Raw genomic sequence first — 17,802 nt, 5'->3', positions numbered from 1 at the left:
CCTCCCCCCATCCCCCACCACCAACCTTCCGCCACCGACGACGGGTGACAACGTGCCCCTGCGCATGCCCCACATCCATGTGGAATTCCCTGCCGAACTCAGCCCGTACGCCGACGACGCCGAAGCGGGCACCCGCGCCTTCGTGGCCCGCTACGGCCTGGTGCCCGACGAGGCGGCGCGCCGCCACCACGAACGCTCCCTGCTCGGCACGCTGATGGGCCGCGCCTATCCGCACGCCGGGGCCTTCGAACTCCAGCTGGTCACCGACTGGATCAGCACCATGCTGGTGCTGGACGACCAGTTCGACGAGACCTCGCTCGGCACCGACCCGGAGCGGCTGCGCGAGGTGTGCGCGGAGGTGCTGGGCTGGTTCACCGCCGACGGCTCCGTGGACGAGTCCGTCACCCCCGCCCACTCGATCACCAAGGTGTTCCGGCCGGCCTACGCGGACCTGTGGCGCCGTACCGTCCCCCTCACCTCCCCGGCCTGGCGCACCCGGCTCGCGGGTCATGTCGCGGACTTCTTCGAGACCTGCGCCTGGGAGTCGGAGAACCGGCTCACCGGACGGGTGCCGGAGCTGGACGAGTACATCGCCAGGCGCGGCCGGGCCCTGATGCCCTATCTGGACCTCATCGAGGTCACCACGCACGCCGAGGTGCCCGAGGAGATCTACCGGCTCCCGGAGTTCGCCGAGATGAACGCGGCCCTGTCCGACGCCGACCTGTGGACCAACGACCTCTTCTCCTGCGAGAAGGAGGCACTGCTGGGCGACCCGCACAATCTCGTCCTGGTCCACCAGCACGCGCACGGCACCGATCTGCAGACCTCCGCCGACGCGGTGGGCGCGATGATCCAGGGCCGCTTCGACCGGTTCACCGAGCTGAGCGAGCACTTCGTGGACGGACTCACGCCCGGGCAGCGTGCCCTGTTCCCGGCGGACCGGCTGGCGCGGCACGTCGCCGGGCTGCGCAGCTGGCTCACCGGCCAGCTCAAGTGGCGTTTCGAGACGCTGCGCTTCGACCCCTCCCGGCCCGAGGTGGCCGGCGCCACCGGGTCCACACCGCTGTAGCCGCCCTCCCACCGTGAACGGGGTACGGATGCGAGACCGCTTCGCGACACTCAGACACCTGGAAACCCTCGATCCGAAGGCGGACCACGAGGAGATCCACCGCATATCCTCCGACCGCGAGTTCCCCTGGGACTACGGCCGGGGCCTCGAAGTCGCCATCTGGCGCACCTGCTGCGTGCCCGCCATCTCCGAAGTCCTGGACGGCTCGGGCGAGTTCGCGCTGCGGGCGCAGAAGCGCTACGACGACACCCGCATCCTCCTCGGCGAGCTGGTCCGCGGCGGATACGACTCCGCGCGCGGCCGCCAGGCGCTGCGGCAGATCAACAACGCGCACCGCAGGTTCGACATCGAGAACGAGGACATGCTCTACGTCCTGTCCACGTTCGTGTTCGAACCGGTGCGCTGGATCGACCGCTGGGCCTGGCGCCCGACCAGCGAGACGGAGCGGCTGGCCGCGTTCTACTTCTTCGCCAACGTGGGCAAGCGGATGAACATCCGGGACATCCCCACCGACTATCCGACGTTCGAGGCGTTCAACCGGGAGTACGAGCGGGCGCGCTTCGACCGGGCCCCGAGCAACCACCGCGTGGGCACGGCCATCATCGGCCTCTACGCCTCCTGGTACCGGCGCCCGGTCCGGGACCTGGTCTGCGCCACCCTGCCGTGCCGGCTGGACGACCCCGCGCTCGACGCCCTCGGCCTGGCCCGCCCGCCGCGCTGGGCCCGCGCCCTGCACCACGCCGGGCTGCGCGGCCACGCCCGTGCCGAGCGGCTCGCCCCGCGGCTGATGACCCGGCTGATGACCCGCCCCACCGCCCGCACGTACCCCGGCTACCCGTCGGGCTACGACCTCGCCGACATCGGCCCGCACCGCACCGCCCCACCCGTACGGCAGCGGCCGGCGGCCCGTACCCAGAACACCGAGGACTGAGCATCCATGACGGAACCCACCGCGCTCGCGGTGCCCGCCGGCTCGGTCGGCATCGGCAACACCCCGCTGCGGCCCGTGCGCATCGCGCTCGGCGACCGTACCGTCCGCGTCTGGCTCAAACTGGAGTCGGAGAATCGATTCGGCTCCATCAAGGCCCGCACGGCCGAGGCCCTGCTGGCCGCGCTGGAGGCGTCCGGGACGCTGCGGCCCGGCATGCGCGTGGTCGAGTCGACCTCCGGCAATCTCGGGGTGGCGCTCGCCGGCCTGTGCGCGGAACGCGGCTACCGCTGCACGCTGGTGGTGGAGCCCACCACGCCCCGCGGCAGCGTCGAGCGGATGGCCGCGTTCGGGGCGGACCTGGTGACCGTGCGCGAGGTGCCGGGCGGCCGGACGCTGGGCGCCCGGCTGGCCGCCGTGCGCGAGATCCTGGCGACGGACCCGGACGCCGTGTGGAGCAACCAGTACGCCTCGCCGGCCAACCCCGGCGTGCACGAGTGGCAGACCGGCCCCGAGCTGGTCAAGGGGGCGCCGGACGGGCACTTCGACGCCGTCGCCGTGGCCGTCTCGACCGGCGGCACGCTGGCCGGACTCGCCCGGCACTTCCGGGGCAACGCGCCCCGGACCCGGATCATCGCGGTGGACGCCGTGGGCTCCTCCGCGCTCGGCGGGGTCCCCGCCGAACGGCCCCACAAGTTCATGGGGTTCGGGTCCGGGCAGGTCTCCGGGTTCATCGAGCCGGGCCATGTCGACCACGTCGTCCGGATCGGGGACACGGCGGCCGCGGCGGCCTGCTTGCTGGTGCGGCGGCACACCGGGATCTCGCTCGGCGGCAGCGGCGGCGCCGCGGTGCTCGGCGCGGTCGTCCGGGCCCGGCTGGACCCGGCGCTGCGGGAGATCGCGTGCGTCTGCCCGGACAGCGGGGAGAAGTACCCCCAGCTGCACGGGGCGGCGGGCTCCCGCGCGCCCGAGTCCGACGAGGAGATCCGCGCGGCGCTGGCCGTGCTGAACCACATCCACCCCGAAGAGAAGACGGACCGATGACCGGACACCCGGACGACACCCTCACCTATCTCGACGGCGCCGACGTACGACGGCTCACCGCGGACCTGCCGGTCGTCGACCTCGCCCACCGCACCCTGCTGGCCTACGCCCGCAAGGAGGCGGGGCTCGCCCCCGAGGCCGCGCTGCGCTGGACCACCGGCTCCGGCGCCGCCGCCCGCAGCCTCATCCTGCCGGGCTGGTCCGGGGACAGCTACGGCTGCAAGATCATCAACGCCTCGCTGGGCAACCACCTGCTCGGCCTGCCGCGCGCCGCGGGCCTGATCGTGCTGTACGACCCCGAGACCGCGCGGCCGGTCTGCATCATGGAGGGCGGCCGGATCAGCGCGCTGCGCACCGCCGGGGTCTCGATCGCCGCCGTCCGGGCCGTGCGGGACACGGCCGGGATCAGGCGGGTGGCCTTCCTCGGCTGCGGCCGGCAGGCCGAGGTGCACCGTGAACTGCTCGCCGGCGCCTGCCCGGGCGTCGAGGAGCTGTACCTGTACGACCAGGACCCGGCGCGGGCCGGTGAGGTGGCCGCCGCCTGGCGCGCGGCCGGCCCCGCGGTCACCGTGACCGTGGTGGCCGAGCCCCGCGACGCGGTCGAGCGGGCCGAGCTGACCATCGCGGTGACCACCACCACCGAGCCCTACGTCGAACTCGACTGGGTGCCGGCCGGCGGGACGTTCGTCAACGTGTCGCTGGACGACGCGGCCGAGAGTCTGCTGCTCGGCTGCGATCACCTGTTCGTCGACGACTGGGACCTCGTCGTGGACGACGACCACCGCCTGCTCGGCGTCCTCGCCCGCGCGGGCCGGGTCACCGGCCCCGGGGCGTCCGCGCCGCACGACGGCCGCGCGGTGGACGCCGCCCTGCCCACCCTCCTCTCGGGCGGTTACCACCGCCGCGTCGGGGACCGGGAGCGGGTGGTGATCAACCCCTTCGGCATGGGCGTGCAGGACATCGCGGTGGCCGCCGCGGTGTTCGAGCGCGCGCGGGCCCTGGGCGTCGGGGTGCCGCTCGCCCGCTGACCCCCGCCCGCACGACGACGAGGCCCCGCGGATCGCGGGGCCTCGTCGCGCTGGAGACCGGTGGATCAGTAGGACTTGGGCAGCCCGAGCGTGTGGTGGGAGACGAAGTTGAGGATCATCTCCCGGCTGACCGGGGCGATCCGCGCCACCCGGGAGAGACCCAGCAGCGAGGCGAGCCCGTACTCGGCGGTGAGCCCGTTGCCGCCCAGGGTGTGGATCGCCCGGTCGACGGCGCGGGCGCCCGCCTCGGCGGCGGCGTACTTCGCCATGTTCGCGGCTTCGCCCGCGGCCAGGTCGTCGCCGCCGTCGTAGAGTTCGGCCGCCTTGCGGGTCATCAGCCGGGCGAGTTCCAGTTCGATGTGGACCTCGGCCAGCGGGTGCGCCACCGCCTGGTGCGCGCCGATCGGCGCCGACCACACCTGGCGGGTACGGGCGTAGTCGACCGCCTTGGCCAGGGCGTACCGGCCCATGCCCACCGCGAACGCGGCCATCATGATCCGCTCGGGGTTCAGGCCCGCGAACAGCTGCTCGAGGCCCGCTTCCTCGTCGCCGACGAGCGCGTCGGCCGGCAGCCGCACCTCGTCCAGGAACAGCTGGAACTGCCGTTCAGGCGCGCTGAGTTCCATCTCGATCTCCCGGAACTCGAAGCCCGGGGCCGTGCGCGGGACGACGAACAGGCACGGCTTGAGCCGGCCGGTGCGCTCGTCCGCGCGCCGGGCGACGACCAGGGTCGCGTCGGCCTCGTCCACGCCGGAGACGAACACCTTGCGGCCGGTCAGCAGCCAGTCCGTGCCGTCGCGGCGGGCCGTGGTGGTCAGCCGGTGGGAGTTCGAGCCCGCGTCCGGCTCGGTGATGCCGAACGCCATCCGGGCGGTCCCGGCGGCGAGCCCCGGCAGCAGCCGGCGCTTCTGCCGCTCGGTGCCGAAGCGGCTGATGACCGTTCCGCAGATGGCGGGCGAGACCACCAGCATGAGCAACGGGCTGCCCGCGGCGCCCAGTTCCTCCAGGACGATGGACAGCTCGGTGATGCCCTGTCCCCCGCCGCCGTACTCCTCGGGCAGATTGACCCCGAGGTAGCCCAACTTCCCCGCCTCGTCCCACAGTTGCTCGGAGTCGCGCGGGGCCGCGGCACCGGCGCCCCGGCCCCGGGCGAAGGCGGCGACGGCCTCGCGCAGCGCCCGCCGCTCCGTGGTCTCGGCGAAGCCGCTCGCGGCCCGGTCGCGGACGTCGCTCATCGCTTCGGCTCCTGTTCGCGTTCGCGTTCGCGTTGTTGGTCCAGTTCGCCGAGGATCTCGGCGGTGTGCTCGCCGTGCGCCGGGGCGGCGCGGCGCAGCGAGTCGAGGCCGGCGCCGAAGCGCACCGGGAACCGCACCTGCCGGCGCGGCTCCGCGTGCGGCGAGCCCGGCAGGACGCCCACCAGGTCGCGGGCCACGACGTGCTCGTCCGCGAGGAACTCCCCGGGCGTCTCGTACACCGGCGCCCACGGAAGGTCCAGCGGGGCCAGCCGGGCGCACCACCAGGCGAGGTCCCGGCGGGCGAACACGTCCCGCAGGAGTTCCGCGACCCGGGTGCGGTCCCGGGTGCGGTCGGCGCGGCGGTCGTACCGGTCGTCGTCGAGCTCGGGGAACTCGCCGGCGAACGCCTCGCGGAACACCAGCCAGAACTTGTCCTCGAAGGTCGCCAGGGCGATCCGCCCGCCGTCGGCCACGGTGAACAGGTCGTTGTCACCGGTGACCAACGGGCTGTCGGCGGGGTCGGCCAGCCCCAGCAGGGGCAGGGCGAGCGGTCCCGCCCAGCCGGCCGCCGCCTCGTGCAGCGACACGTCCAGGTGCTGGCCCTCGCCGGACTCCCGGGCCGCGGCGACCGCCACCGTGAGCGACAGCGCCGCGTACATCGCGCCCGCGAGGTCGGCCACCCGCACCCCGACCCGGTCGACGGACCGCCCCGGGCGGTGGGGGACGGCGAAGAAACCGGAAAGCGCCAGGAAGTTGAGGTCGTGGCCGGGCCGGCCGGCGTAGGGGCCGGTCTGCCCGAAGCCGGTGATCGAACAGAGCACCACCCGCGGGTTCGCCGCCCGCAGCCGCTCGTAGCCGAGCCCCATGCCCGACAGCACACCGGGCCGGTGGCTCTCCACGACCGCGTCGCAGCGCTCCACCAGCCGCAGCAGCGTCTCGCGCCCGGCCTCGTCCCGCAGATCGAGGACGACCGACCGCTTGTTGCGGTTCAGCGCCGCGAACGTCTCGGGATCGACCAGCCGCCCGTAGTCACCGCCGTCGGGACTCTCCACCTTGATCACATCGGCGCCGAGGTCGGCCATCAGCACCGTGGCGAACCCGCCCGGCAGCAGCCTCGAAAGATCGAGGATCCGCAGCCCGGCCATCGCGGGCCCCCGGTCCGCCGTCGCGTCCCCGCCCATCGCACCTCCCCTTCGCCGCGCGCCCACCGAGGGCGCACGCGGTGGTGCACGCTACCGGCGCGCCGCGGCCGGTCCCTGGACGGGAACTGGACGTGAACTGGACGCGAGCTGCCTCCGCCCACCGGCTCCCTCCCGGGAGGGAGCCGCTTCCAGCCGCCGGGGGATCCGCTCCCGGCGCACTCCGGCTTGGCTCGGTACGGCACCGACAAGCGCCGTCCACACCCGTCGAGGAGAGCCCCGCCCATGCGCACCATCACCGCACCACCGGCCGACCGCGCGCTCCTCGAGTCGCTCCGGCCGGCGGACACCACCGTCCCGCTCTCCTCCCACACCGTCGGCTCCCTGCTGCGCGAGGTGGCCGCCGAGCGGCCGGACCGCATCGCCCTGGAGTCGGTCCCGCAGGGCGGCGGGACACCTCGCCGCTGGACCTACGCCCAGCTGCTCGCCGAGGCCGAGGGCGTCGCCGCCGGACTGCGCGAACGCGTCGGTCTCGGCGCCCGGGTGGCCCTGTGGGCGCCGAACGTGCCGGAGTGGCCGGTGATCGAGTACGCGGCCGCGCTGGCCGGAGTGACCCTGGTGACCCTCAACCCCGCCCTGCGCGCGGAGGAGTTGGACCACGCCCTGCGCACCTCCGAGGCGCAGCTGCTGCTGCACGCGGACCGCAGCCGCGACTACGACATGGCCGAGGTGGCCCGCACCGTCGCGGCCGGTCTGCCCGGGCTGCGGCACGTCCTGTCGCTGAGCGAGCCGGGAGCGCTGCGCGGGAGCGCGCCGCTGCCCTCCCGGGAGGAAATCGTCGCGGCCGGCGTGCCCGCGCAGATCCAGTTCACCTCGGGTACCACCGGTGCTCCGAAGGCCGTCCTGCTGTCCCACCGGTCGGTGGTGAACGTCGCCCGGCTGACCTTCGAGGGCCTCGGTGTCCGAGACGGCGCGACGGTGGTCTCGCCGCTGCCGATGTTCCACACCGCCGGAGCGGTCATCTCCTGCCTGGGCCCGCTGTGGTGCGGGGGCACCTTCACCCTGCTGGAGCGGTTCGAGCCCGCGGTCCTCCTGGAGGTGCTGCGCCGCTCCCCCGGCGCGGTGCTGACCAGCGTGCCGACCATCCTCACCGCGCTGGGCAACGCCGCGCGGGCCGCCGCCGGCGCACCCGTCCGGCTGTCGGCGGTCCTCACCGGCGCCGCCCCGGTGCGCGCCCAGCTCATCAGGGAGACCGAGGAGCTGTTCTCCACCACCGTCTTCAACCTCTACGGGCAGACGGAGCTCGCCTCCGTGCTCACCCTGACCCGGCCCGGCGACACCGCCGAGGAGAAGACCAGCACCGTCGGTCGGCCGCTGCCGCACGCCTCCTGCAAGATCGTCGACCCGGACACCGGACGCGTCCAGCCGCTCGGCGTCGTGGGCGAGATCTGCGCCCGCGGCTACCAGCAACTCCTTGCCTACTACGGCGATCCCGCAGCCACCGCGCGCAAGGTGGACGCGGACGGCTGGGTGCGCACCGGCGACCTCGGCTCGATGGACGCCACCGGTGCCCTGCGCATCGAGGGCCGGCTCGGCGACCTCGTGATCCGCGGCGGCGAGAACATCGCCCCCGGTCCCGTCGAGACCTTCCTCAGCACGCTGCCCGGGGTGCGCGACGCCGTCGTCGTGGGCGTGCCGGACGACCTGTGGGGCGAGGTCGTCGCCGCCGTGCTGCTGCCCTCGCCGGGCGAACAGGCGCTGCCCGACCCGGATTTCCTCGTCGAACGCTGCCGGGAACGGCTGTCGCCGCACACGGTCCCCACCCAGTGGTTCACCGCGGACGCGCTGCCGCTGACCGCCTCCGGGAAGGTCCGGAAGTTCCGGGTGCGCGAGCTGATCGCCCAGGGCGCCCTGACCCGCCTGGACACCCCGGCCCCCCGCACCCGCTGACCCGCGCCCCTCCTTCCGATCGGAGTCCCTCCCGTGAAGATCTCCATGCAGCTCAAGTACGACGGCGACATCGTGGGCGCCGCGGCGCAGGTCGCCGAACTCGAACGGGCGGGGCTCGATCTCGTCTGGGTGCCCGAGGCGTACGGCTACGACGCGCCCAGCTTCATGGGTTTCCTCGCCGCCCGCACGGAGCGGCTGGAGATCGGCTCCGGCATCCTGTCGGTGTACAGCCGCACCCCGGCGCTGCTGGCCATGACCGCCGCCGGTGTCGACGCGCTTTCGGGCGGCCGCTGCCACCTCGGGCTCGGCTCCTCCGGCCCGCAGGTCGTCGAGGGCCTGCACGGGGTGCCGTTCACCGCCCCGGTCACCCGCACCCGCGAGACGATCGAGGTCATGCGGGCGTTCTGGAAGCGGGACAAGCCCGTGAGCTACGAGGGCGCGTCCGTGCGGCTGCCGCTGCCCGAGGGGCAGGGCAGCGGCCTCGGCATCCCGATGCGGCTGCTCACGCCGCCGGTACGTCCGTCGGTCCCGGTGTGGGTCGCCGCGCTCGGCCCGAAGAACGTCCGGATGGTGGCCGAGACCGCGGACGGCTGGCTGCCGATGTTCTTCGTGCCCGAGTGGTGCGACCAGGTGTGGGGGCCGGCACTCCGGGCCGGCGCGGCCGCCCGCGACCCGCGGCTCGGCCCGCTGCGGGTCTCGGCCGGCGGACTGCTCGCCATCGGCCCGGACGCCGCCCGCGCGCGGGAGCTGGCCCGCGGCCAACTCGCCCTGTTCATAGGGGGCATGGGCGCCCCCGGCCACAACTACTACCACGACCTGGTCGCCCGCTACGGCTACGCGAAGGAGGCGCAGGCCATCCAGCGGCTGTTCCGGGCGGGCGACCGGACGGGGGCCGCGGCCGCCGTCCCGGACGCGCTCCTGGAGGCCACCACGATCTGCGGCCCGGAAGGCTATGTACGGGACCGGCTGGCCGCGTACCGCGAGGCGGGCGTGACCCACCTCCAGATCGTGCCGGTGCCGCAGGACGGCGAGAGCGAGGCGTCCGTGGTGGCCCGGCTGAAGGAGATCACCGGCTGACCGGCCGCTCACCGCGGTTCGATGAACCCGGACTCGTAGGCGATCACCACCGCCTGGGTGCGGTCGCGCGCGCCCAGCTTGGCCAGGGTGCTGCTGACATGGGTCTTCACGGTCTGCACCCCCAGGAACAGTTCCTCCGCGATCTCCGTGTTGGACATGCCCCGCGCCATCAGCCGCAGCACCTGTGCCTCCCGCGCGGTGAGCTGGGCACGGGCCAGGGCGTCGCCGGAGCCGGGCCTGCGGCGCCCGGAGACCAGGGTGCGCAGGGCGGCGGGGAAGAGCACCGAGTCCCCGGTGGCCACGGTGCGCACGGCCTGGACGATCTCGGCCGGCCGGGAGCGTTTGAGCAGGAAACCCGACGCTCCCTCCTTGAGGGCCTCGTAGACGTAGTCGTCGTGCTCGAACGTGGTGATCACCAGGACCCGGGGCGGTTCCGGGACGGCGGCCAGCAGATCGCGGGTCGCCGTGATGCCGTCGACCCGGGGCATCCGGACGTCCATCACGACCACGTCCGGGCGCAGCCGGCGCACCAGGCCGATCACCTCGGAGCCGTCGGAAGCCTCGCCGGCCACGGTGATGTCGGGGCTGTTGCCGAGGATCGCGGCCATGCCGGCCCGGACCAGTTCCTCGTCGTCGACCAGCAGGACGGAGATGGGCATCGTGGTCATGACTCCAGCCGCAGGGGAAGGCGCGCGCTGACGATCCAGCGCCCGGACTCGGACCGTGCCGCGGCCCGGCCGCCCAGCAGCGCGGCGCGCTCCCGCAGGCTGCGCAGCCCCTTGCCGGTGCCGTGCGCCCGCCGGGTGCCGGGCACGAGCGTGTTGGCCACACAGAGGTCGAGGTGCTCGTCGGTCAGGTCGAGGACGACGTCCACGGGCGCGCCGGGCGCGTGCTTCATCGCGTTGGTGAGCGCCTCCTGGAGGATGCGGTAGGCCTCCCGGGAGACGACCCCGGGCACGGCGGTGACGTCCTCGGCGGTACGGGACCGCACGGTCGCCCCGGCCGCCCGGCTGGCCTCCAGCAGCTGGCCGATGTCCGCGAGGGTGGGCCGGGCCGTGCGGGCCGCGGGCCGCTCCGCCTCCTTCAGATGGCCGAGGGTGCGTTCGAGGTCGTCCATGGCGCGGCGCCCGGTCTCCTCGATGGAGGTCAGCGCGCGGACCGCGAAGTCCCGGTTCACGTCGATGAGTTCGCGGGCGGCACCGGCCTGGAGGACGGTCGCCGTCAGGGCGTGCCCGATCGAGTCGTGCAGTTCCGCGGCGAGCCAGTTGCGCGCGAGCAGCTCGTCGGCCAGCCGCTCGGCGTCGGCCAGCCGCTCGGCCGTGGAGGGGCCCAACAGCCTTTTGGCGACGGCGAGCTGGACCTGTCCCGCGCCGATGACGACACCGGCGATCAGCAGCAGGGCCGGCGGTACGAGGGCCAGCACCCAGGTGCGCTCCGGACCGCCCTCGATCCGCACGCCGAGCACGGTGCTGGTGCGTTCGAGGGCGGGCACGGTGGCCAACGTACCGGTGATGGACAGCAGTTGGGCGAGAACGCTGGCGACCAGCAGCCCCCACGAGGCGCGTACGACCAGCCAGACACCGGTGCGCCAGCCCGCCGCCGGCCCCCTGGCCGGGGCGAGCCCGATCTGCCCCTCGCTGGCGGGGACCAGCATCATCCGGGCCTGGAGCCCCTCGGCGTGCCGCACCGCCGGGACCAGGCCGAGGAGGAGCAGCAGGGGCACCGGCACCACGGCGGCCGCGGCCAGGGTCCTCGGCAGCGAGGGGGAGAAGCCCGGGTAGACGAGGACGCACACCGGTCCCACGGCCGCGCCGATGAGCACGTGCAGGGCGCGGGAGTAGGTGGCGCCCCTGGTCAGGGCGGCGTAGAGCTTCAGATGCACGATGCCGTCCCCCGCCGTCTCCCTCTCAGGGGGGACGCCGTTCCCGCCGCGGGGGGATCCGGTGGCGGCGGCGTGCTGGTTCGCTCGGTGGCATGAGCAGCGACAGCACTTCCCCGGCCGGTGCCCAGGACCCACCCGCGATCGACGTCCAGGGCCTGGTCAAGGCGTATGGCGAGCGCACCGTGGTGCGCGGGCTCAGCTTCCAGGTGCGCTCCGGCCTGGTGACCGGCTTCCTCGGTCCGAACGGGGCCGGCAAGTCGACCACCATGCGGATGATCCTCGGTCTCGACCGCCCGCAGGAGGGCCGGGTCCGCGTCCTCGGACACGCCTATCCCGAACTGAAGGAGCCGCTGCGCCACGTCGGCGCCCTCCTGGACGCCGGTGCCGTGCACCCCGCCCGCACCGCCCGCGACCATCTGCTGTGCGTGGCCCGCGCCAACCGCATCGCGGACCACCGCGCGAACGAGGTGCTGGAGCAGGTCGGTCTCGCCCCGGCGGCCAAGCGGCGTGTCGGAGGCTTCTCGCTCGGCATGCGGCAGCGGCTGGGCATCGCCGCGGCCCTCCTCGGCGACCCCCGGGTGCTGATCCTCGACGAGCCGGTCAACGGCCTGGACCCGGAGGGCATCCGCTGGCTGCGGACGTTCCTGAAGGACCTCGCCGCCCAGGGCCGGGCCGTGTTCGTCTCCAGCCATCTGATGGCGGAGACGGCGCTGCTCGCCGACCGCCTCGTCGTCATCGGCAGGGGCCGGCTGCTGGCCGATGTGTCCATGCCCGAGTTCGCCGAGGAGCACGGCCGCGGCCGGGTGCGGGTCCGCACCGCCGACCCCGCACGGCTGCGTCAGGCCCTCGGCCGCAAGGGGCTCCGGGTGGAGGGCACCGCGGGCGACGGCTTCGAGGTGTACGGCGCGAGCACCGACGAGATCGGGCTGATCGCCGCTCACGAGGGCGCCCCCGTACTGGAGTTGACCCGGATCGAGGACTCTCTGGAAGACGCTTTCATGCGCATGACCTCCGACGCGATGGAATACGTGGCCCGACCCCTGGGAGAGGTGGCCTGAGGATGTCGGTCAACGCCGTTCTCCACTCGGAGTGGACGAAGATCCGCTCGGTCCGCTCGACCGTCTGGACACTGCCGCTCGCCGCCCTGCTGCTGATCGGCATCGGCGCGGGCGTGTGCGGCTCGGTCAGCGCCGACGACGCCGGGGCGAGGACCTTCGACCCGGTCCAACTCGGTTACTACGGCATCTTCTTCGCCCATGTCATGGTAATCGCCTTCGCGGTGCTCGTGGTCGGCAACGAGTACAGCACCGCGACCATCCGCACCTCCCTGGCCGTCGTGCCCCGGCGCGGTTTGTTCTACGGCGCCAAGCTGGCCACGGGGGCGGCCCTGTCGCTGGTGGCCGGGGTGGTGGCCTCCGCCGGTACGTTCCTCGTCTCGCAGCGGCTGCTCGCCGGCCACGGCGCGCACCTCGGGGACGCGGGCACCGTGCGCGCCGTCGTGGCGGGCGCGCTGTACTTCCCGGTGCTGGCCGTGATGTGCATGGGCATCACCGCGATGCTGCGCAGCCTGACGCTCGCCATGGGCGTGCTGGTTCCGTTCCTGTTCCTGGTCTCCCCCGTCCTCGCCGAGATCCCGGGGCTGCGCGACCTGGCCTGGTACCTGCCGGACCGGGCGGGCCAGTACCCGCTGCGGCTGCACCTGGACGCGGCGGCGCCCTACGGTCCGGTGACCGGCTTCCTGGTGATGGTCGTCTGGGCCGTGCTGGCCGCGACCGGCGGCTGGCTCGTGCTGCGGCGCCGGGACGCGTGAACGGGCGCCGGACGCGTGCCGGTCGTCAGCGCCCGGCTTCCTCCCGGAGCACGGCCATCTGCGCGCCGCGCAGTTCGTCGCCGGGAGCGATGCCGCTCAGCTCGCGCAGCCGCCGGTCGACGCGGACGTACAGCTCCAGCGCCTCCGCCCGGCGGCCCGACCCGGCCAGCGCGGCGATCAGGCGGGCGTGCAGCCCCTCGTGCAGCGGCTCCTCGCGGGCGATCGGTTCGAGCCGGGCCAGCACCTCCTCGTACTGCCCCCGCGCGAGGGCGAGGTCGGTGAGCCGCAGCGCGGAGGTGACCCGCCGCCGGGACCGCTCGACGGCGACCGGGTGCCGCTGGAGCGCCGAAGGCATCCCCTCCAGCAGCCGTCCGCGCCACAGCCGCAGCGAGTCGCCGAGCAGGGCGAGTTCGGCGGCCGGGTCGGCGGCGGCCCGCGCGGACTCGGCCGCACACGTGAGGCGGTCGAACTCCAGGACGTCGAGGGTGGCGGGGTCGTCGGCCTGGAGTTCGTAACCGGTTCCGCGCCGCACGACCGACATGCGGCCGGCGCCCGGCACATGGTGCGTCTCCAGCAGTCTGCGGATGCGCGAGACGTAGGTGTGGATCAGCTGGCCGAAGGAGTCCGGCAGCCGGTCGCCCCACAGGACGTCGATGATCTCGTCGCGGCCGACGGCCCGGTTGGGCTGAAGGGCCATCAGGCCGAGCAGCAGCTGCTGCTTGGGCGTCCCGGTGGCCAGCTCCCCGCCGCCGTGGGAGGCCGAGAGCCGGCCCAGTATCCGCAGGACCAGCGGCTCGTTCGCGCAGGTGCGGGCGCGGGGACCGTCCTGCGCCTCGCCCACCCGGGCGAGCAGTTCCGGCTCCTGGAGGGCGCGCGCGATACCGCGCAGCGACCCGGTGCGCGGGTCCCGTACCCGCCCGCGCTCGATCTCTCTCAGGGTCCGCAGACCGATCCCCGATCTCCTCGCGAGGTCCTGCTGGCTCACCCCGCGGCTCGTCCGCGCGCTGCGTACGATCTCGGCCACCGCCGGCTGGGCCAGCGCTGTGGAACTGCTGCTCTTCATGATCTCCCCGTTGTGTCCGTCACCGTCGCGCCGGGCCGTCGGAATCCCCCTCCGGCGGTCCACCAGGGCCCCGTCAGCCCCTGCTGTTCCACTCGTCGGGGACCGACGCCTCGGGCTGGTCGGCGCCGTCGGCCCGCACGCTCAGGGAGGATCCGGCGGCCGGCCCGGCGTGCTGGACACCGGCCGTGAGGAGCAGCGCCGACATGGCGGCCGCGGCGGCGAAGGTGGTGCGCACGGCGAAGGAATGGCTGGAAGGCATCGTCACGTCTGCTTTCGCTCGGCTTGCTTGCTCGTGACCGGAACTCTGCCAACCGGTGATCTACACCGGATATGCGCCGGATATAGCCTCGATCCCCACCGCGGCACCGGCATCTACGCGACGTCTATGCGGACGTCTATACGGATCTCTGGACGGATCTCATACGGACCTCTTGCGGGCCTCTTGCGAAGCTCTGTACGCGGCTTGTACAGAACTCCGCGGGGCCCGTCCGGAAGGGCGCGGAGCCGTCGCTCACTCCGGGGTGGAGAGGGACGCCACGAGGTCCGCCGCGTCCTCGGCGTCGGGCAGCCCCAGCCGGGTGAGCACGGACGCCGCCTGCCGGGCACGGGCCAGTGCCTCCTCCCGTTCACCGAGATCGGCCAGCGTGCACCCGAGGACGAGCAGGGCGAGGCCCCGGTCCCGGTCGGCGCCGCGCTGCTCGCTCAGGGTCAGGGCCCGACCGGCCTCCCACAACGCCTCGTCGCCCCGGCCCATGACCCGCAGGGTCTCCGCGAGCCGGAAGCGGGCCTGCGACTCCTGCCCGCGGATCTGCCAGGTGCCGCAGATGTCCAGGCACTCCGTGTGGCTCGCGACCGCGTCGGCGTACCGTCCCAGCTCGTGCAGGGCCATGCCCCGGACGTACAGCGCGTAGGCGATGCCGTAGTGGTCCGCCACCTCGCGCAGCGCCGTCAGCGTCTCGTCGCAGACCCGCAGCGCCTCCTCGGCCCGGCCGCTGCGCAGTGCCGCCTGCGCCGCGTTCAGCGTGGTCACCAGTTCCCCCGAGCGGTGGCCGAGTTCCCGTGCCAGCTCGATCGCCTGCTCGTAGCACCGCTCCGCCTCCGCGTAGCGGTGCTGGAACTGCGCGATGAGTCCCCGGTCGTTCAGCGTCTGGCGCAGGATGACCACGTCGTCGGCGCGCTGGCAGGACTCGGTGGCGAGCCGGGTCATCAGTTCCGCCTGTTCCAGCCGGGCGTTCTGGAGCGCCGCGTTGCCGCAGACGAACCGGGCGCGCCCGGCCGCGTAGTCGTCACCGCGCCGAGCCGCCGTCTCGGCCAACTGCTCGGCGGCCGAGGCGAGTTCGCCGTAGGCGATGTCCTTGCCGAACGGGCTCAGGGCGACCAGGAGGTCCGCGGCCAGCCGCAGCGTCCGGTGCTCCGCGCCCACCGGGCCGTGCGCGGCCAGGGTCACCGCGTTGGTCACGCACTCGAACTCGGTGCTCACCCAGTCCAGTGCGTCGGCCATGTCGGCGAAGGGCGGTGCGGGTTCGGACGCCGCCGTGCGGAAGATGTCGGCGGGGTCGCCCGGCACCATGCACTGGAAGGCCGCGCACGCGCGGCCCACCAGGTGCTCCAGGAGCGGGGCGAGGACCGGGACGCCCGCCTCCGGGCAGCCGTCGGCCGGGGACGTCCCGAGCTGGAGCGCGTAGGCGCGCACCAGGTCGTGGTAGCGGTAGCGGCCGGGCTGGGGGGCCTCCAGCATGGCGGCGTCCACCAGCGACTCCAGGCTCTCCTCCGCGTCGTGCTCGTCCAGCCCGAGGGCCGCGGCCGCCGCCTCCAGTCCGATGCTCGTGCGGGCCACGGGGGCGAGCAGCCGGAAGGCGCACGCCTGGTCCTCGGGCAGCTGGCGGTAGCCGAGTTCGAAGGCCACGGCCACCGCGAGGTCGCCTGCTCGTAATTCGCCGAGCCTGCGCTGCTCGTTGGCCAGCCGGCGGGTCATGGTCGCCAGCTGCCAGCGGGGCCGGCCCGCGAGCCGGGAGGCGACGATGCGCACCGCGAGCGGCAGATTGCCGCACGCCTTCACCAGTTCAGCCGCCGCGTCGGGCTCGGCGGTGACGCGTTCGGGGCCGGCGATCGCGGCGAGCAGCCCGACCGCCTCCTCGGTGTCGAAGACGTCGAGGGCCACGGCGGCGACCGTGGAGATCCCGACGAGCCGGGTGCGGCTGGTGACGAGGACACCGCAGTCGGCGGAGCCCGGCAGCAGCGGCGCGACCTGCGCGGCGTCCCGGGCGTTGTCCAGCAGGAGCAGCACCCGCCGCCCGTCGAGCAGGGTGCGGAAGAGCCGCGCGCGGTCCTCCGTCATGGCCGGCAGGGTGTGGGCGGGCACGCCCAGCGTGGCGAGCAGGCTGCCGAGGACGGCACCCGGGTCGGCCGGCTCCAGCCCGCTGCCGCGCAGGTCGGCGTAGAGCTGTCCGTCGGGGTACTCCTCCTTGACCCGGTGGGCCACCCGCAGCGCCAGCGTCGTCTTGCCCAGCCCGCCCATGCCGCTGACCACCGCGACCGCGAGCGAGGACCGCCCGGCCGCGGTGAGGACCCGGCACAGGTGCTCCACGTGTCCGGCCCGGCCGGTGAAGTCGGATGTGTCGGCGGGCAGTTGGGCGGGGCGCGGAGGAACCTGCGCCGGTGCCGCCCCCACCGCCTGGTCCGCCTCCTCGGCGCCGGCCGCCCGGATCGTCTCGGGTTCGTGTGCCGGGGTGTGCAGCGAGGGGTCTCCGAGCAGCACCTGTTCGTGCAGCGCGGTGAGTTCGGGGCCGGGGTCGACGCCCAGTTGCTCGGCCAGCACGGCACGGGCCCGGGTGTACACGGCGAGCGCGTCGGCCTGGCGTCCGGCGGCGTACAGCGCGCGCATCAGGAAGGCGTACGGCCGTTCCTTCAAGGGGTGTTCCCGGATGAAGGCCGTCAGATCGGGGATGAGCGAGCCGTGCCGGCCGGCGCGCAGCTCGCACTCGAAGAGTTCCTCCTGCAACCCCAGCCGCAGCTCGGTCAGCCGCGACCGCTGCTGCTCGGCGAACGGCCCCGGCACGCCGCTCAGCGGGGAGCCCTGCCAGAGGTCCAGGGCCTCGGTGAGCAGCCGGCCGCAGGCCTCGTCGTCCCCGGCGGCCCGCGCCCGCTGCGCGTGCCCCGCCAGGTGTTCCGCGCGGTCGGCGTCCAGCGCCAGCGGCGGGACGACCAGACGGTAGCCGTCGTGCTGGGAGACGAGGAGTTCGGGCGTGGCCGCGTCCTTCTCCAGGGCCCGTCTCAGCCGCCAGGCGTAGGTGCGCACGCTCGCGAGCGCGGAACTCGGGGCCTCCTCGCCCCAGACGGACGCGAGGAGTTCCTCGGAGGACGTCGCTCTGCCCGAGCGCAGCAACAGGGCGACGAGCAGCGCCTGTTGCTGTGGTGATCCGATGTCCAGTGCCCGCCCGTCCCGGTGCACACGCACCGTTCCGAGCACGGCGAACCCAATGGCTTCCGCCACGAACCGGCCTTCCTATTCACCGGACGCGCCCCCGTAACGCACCGCCACCAGACGACGTCCGAGTATCCGGTGAACAGGCTTACG

At 74.0% G+C, this 17,802-nt stretch carries 15 protein-coding genes; 8 read left to right on the top strand and 7 right to left on the bottom strand.

Going from position 1 to position 17,802, the window contains the following annotated elements; translation table 11 throughout:
• Nucleotides 1-64: 64 nt before the first annotated feature.
• Genes BLW85_RS34105 through BLW85_RS34090 form a run of 4 tightly spaced genes read left to right on the top strand, consistent with a single transcriptional unit; the run spans nt 65 to nt 4,069 of the window.
• The gene (locus BLW85_RS34105; RefSeq protein ID WP_074995082.1) at nt 65-1,069 is read left to right on the top strand and encodes a terpene synthase family protein; all 1,005 of its coding nucleotides are present in this window, start codon (nt 65-67) and stop codon (nt 1,067-1,069) included.
• A 28-nt stretch (nt 1,070-1,097) separates the two neighbouring features.
• Entirely contained in the window at nt 1,098-2,000 is a 903-nt protein-coding gene (locus BLW85_RS34100; RefSeq protein ID WP_070022529.1) for an oxygenase MpaB family protein, read from the top strand.
• A 6-nt stretch (nt 2,001-2,006) separates the two neighbouring features.
• Complete coding sequence (locus BLW85_RS34095; RefSeq protein ID WP_074995079.1) at nt 2,007-3,041, top strand: cysteine synthase family protein; 1,035 nt, start codon at nt 2,007-2,009, stop codon at nt 3,039-3,041.
• Nucleotides 3,038-4,069, top strand: a complete 1,032-nt coding sequence (locus BLW85_RS34090) for an ornithine cyclodeaminase (protein ID WP_074995077.1) — start codon at nt 3,038-3,040, stop codon at nt 4,067-4,069. Before BLW85_RS34095 ends, BLW85_RS34090 begins: the two co-directional genes overlap by 4 nt.
• 65 nt (nt 4,070-4,134) lie before the next feature.
• Here the strand turns inward: BLW85_RS34090 and BLW85_RS34085 are convergent, their stop codons facing one another.
• Nucleotides 4,135-5,304, bottom strand: a complete 1,170-nt coding sequence (locus tag BLW85_RS34085; protein ID WP_074995075.1) for an acyl-CoA dehydrogenase family protein — start codon at nt 5,302-5,304, stop codon at nt 4,135-4,137.
• The gene (locus BLW85_RS34080) at nt 5,301-6,485 is read right to left on the bottom strand and encodes a CaiB/BaiF CoA transferase family protein (protein ID WP_074995072.1); all 1,185 of its coding nucleotides are present in this window, start codon (nt 6,483-6,485) and stop codon (nt 5,301-5,303) included. The genes BLW85_RS34085 and BLW85_RS34080 overlap by 4 nt, the downstream gene beginning before the upstream one ends.
• A gap of 243 nt (nt 6,486-6,728) precedes the next feature.
• Between BLW85_RS34080 and BLW85_RS34075 the strand changes: the two genes are divergently transcribed.
• Nucleotides 6,729-8,393: a class I adenylate-forming enzyme family protein gene (locus BLW85_RS34075; RefSeq protein ID WP_107409232.1), complete on the top strand. Its 1,665-nt coding sequence runs from the start codon at nt 6,729-6,731 to the stop codon at nt 8,391-8,393.
• 33 nt (nt 8,394-8,426) lie between these two features.
• On the top strand, nt 8,427-9,470 hold the full coding sequence (locus tag BLW85_RS34070) for an LLM class F420-dependent oxidoreductase (RefSeq protein WP_070022534.1): 1,044 nt from the start codon (nt 8,427-8,429) through the stop codon (nt 9,468-9,470).
• 8 nt (nt 9,471-9,478) lie between these two features.
• Here the strand turns inward: BLW85_RS34070 and BLW85_RS34065 are convergent, their stop codons facing one another.
• Together BLW85_RS34065 and BLW85_RS34060 are read right to left on the bottom strand one after the other, a co-directional pair.
• Entirely contained in the window at nt 9,479-10,129 is a 651-nt protein-coding gene (locus BLW85_RS34065) for a response regulator (protein ID WP_074996313.1), read from the bottom strand.
• Between the two features lie 5 nt (nt 10,130-10,134).
• Nucleotides 10,135-11,352: a sensor histidine kinase gene (locus BLW85_RS34060; RefSeq protein WP_239697917.1), complete on the bottom strand. Its 1,218-nt coding sequence runs from the start codon at nt 11,350-11,352 to the stop codon at nt 10,135-10,137.
• A 92-nt stretch (nt 11,353-11,444) separates the two neighbouring features.
• Between BLW85_RS34060 and BLW85_RS34055 the strand changes: the two genes are divergently transcribed.
• Together BLW85_RS34055 and BLW85_RS34050 are read left to right on the top strand one after the other, a co-directional pair.
• Nucleotides 11,445-12,410 (top strand): ABC transporter ATP-binding protein, encoded by a 966-nt coding sequence (locus tag BLW85_RS34055; RefSeq protein ID WP_070022535.1) that lies wholly within the window; start codon nt 11,445-11,447, stop codon nt 12,408-12,410.
• A gap of 2 nt (nt 12,411-12,412) precedes the next feature.
• Nucleotides 12,413-13,162: an ABC transporter permease gene (locus tag BLW85_RS34050; protein ID WP_079172509.1), complete on the top strand. Its 750-nt coding sequence runs from the start codon at nt 12,413-12,415 to the stop codon at nt 13,160-13,162.
• A gap of 25 nt (nt 13,163-13,187) precedes the next feature.
• On the opposite strand, the gene BLW85_RS34045 is transcribed toward BLW85_RS34050, so the two are convergent.
• The 3 genes from BLW85_RS34045 to BLW85_RS34035 all read right to left on the bottom strand — a co-directional run bounded on the left by BLW85_RS34045 (nt 13,188) and on the right by BLW85_RS34035 (nt 17,718).
• On the bottom strand, nt 13,188-14,225 hold the full coding sequence (locus tag BLW85_RS34045; protein WP_143060489.1) for a BTAD domain-containing putative transcriptional regulator: 1,038 nt from the start codon (nt 14,223-14,225) through the stop codon (nt 13,188-13,190).
• Between the two features lie 73 nt (nt 14,226-14,298).
• Nucleotides 14,299-14,484, bottom strand: coding sequence for a hypothetical protein (locus BLW85_RS34040; RefSeq protein WP_143060488.1), 186 nt, complete (start codon nt 14,482-14,484; stop codon nt 14,299-14,301).
• A gap of 252 nt (nt 14,485-14,736) precedes the next feature.
• On the bottom strand, nt 14,737-17,718 hold the full coding sequence (locus tag BLW85_RS34035) for an AfsR/SARP family transcriptional regulator (protein WP_244174960.1): 2,982 nt from the start codon (nt 17,716-17,718) through the stop codon (nt 14,737-14,739).
• Nucleotides 17,719-17,802 lie beyond the last annotated feature (84 nt).

Origin of the sequence: Streptomyces misionensis, assembly GCF_900104815.1 — a bacterium.
GTDB classification, from domain to species: domain Bacteria; phylum Actinomycetota; class Actinomycetes; order Streptomycetales; family Streptomycetaceae; genus Streptomyces; species Streptomyces misionensis.
Note: the sequence above shows the minus strand (reverse complement) of the source record. Positions and strands in the feature narration are given on the sequence as shown.

Coding starts and splice junctions, on each gene's coding strand:
- BLW85_RS34105 (WP_074995082.1), top strand. CDS start 65: ATGCCCCACATCCATGTGGAATTCCCTGCCGAACTCAGCCCGTACGCC.
- BLW85_RS34100 (WP_070022529.1), top strand. CDS start 1,098: ATGCGAGACCGCTTCGCGACACTCAGACACCTGGAAACCCTCGATCCG.
- BLW85_RS34095 (WP_074995079.1), top strand. CDS start 2,007: ATGACGGAACCCACCGCGCTCGCGGTGCCCGCCGGCTCGGTCGGCATC.
- BLW85_RS34090 (WP_074995077.1), top strand. CDS start 3,038: ATGACCGGACACCCGGACGACACCCTCACCTATCTCGACGGCGCCGAC.
- BLW85_RS34085 (WP_074995075.1), bottom strand. CDS start 5,304: ATGAGCGACGTCCGCGACCGGGCCGCGAGCGGCTTCGCCGAGACCACG.
- BLW85_RS34080 (WP_074995072.1), bottom strand. CDS start 6,485: ATGGGCGGGGACGCGACGGCGGACCGGGGGCCCGCGATGGCCGGGCTG.
- BLW85_RS34075 (WP_107409232.1), top strand. CDS start 6,729: ATGCGCACCATCACCGCACCACCGGCCGACCGCGCGCTCCTCGAGTCG.
- BLW85_RS34065 (WP_074996313.1), bottom strand. CDS start 10,129: ATGCCCATCTCCGTCCTGCTGGTCGACGACGAGGAACTGGTCCGGGCC.
- BLW85_RS34055 (WP_070022535.1), top strand. CDS start 11,445: ATGAGCAGCGACAGCACTTCCCCGGCCGGTGCCCAGGACCCACCCGCG.
- BLW85_RS34050 (WP_079172509.1), top strand. CDS start 12,413: ATGTCGGTCAACGCCGTTCTCCACTCGGAGTGGACGAAGATCCGCTCG.
- BLW85_RS34045 (WP_143060489.1), bottom strand. CDS start 14,225: ATGAAGAGCAGCAGTTCCACAGCGCTGGCCCAGCCGGCGGTGGCCGAG.
- BLW85_RS34040 (WP_143060488.1), bottom strand. CDS start 14,484: ATGCCTTCCAGCCATTCCTTCGCCGTGCGCACCACCTTCGCCGCCGCG.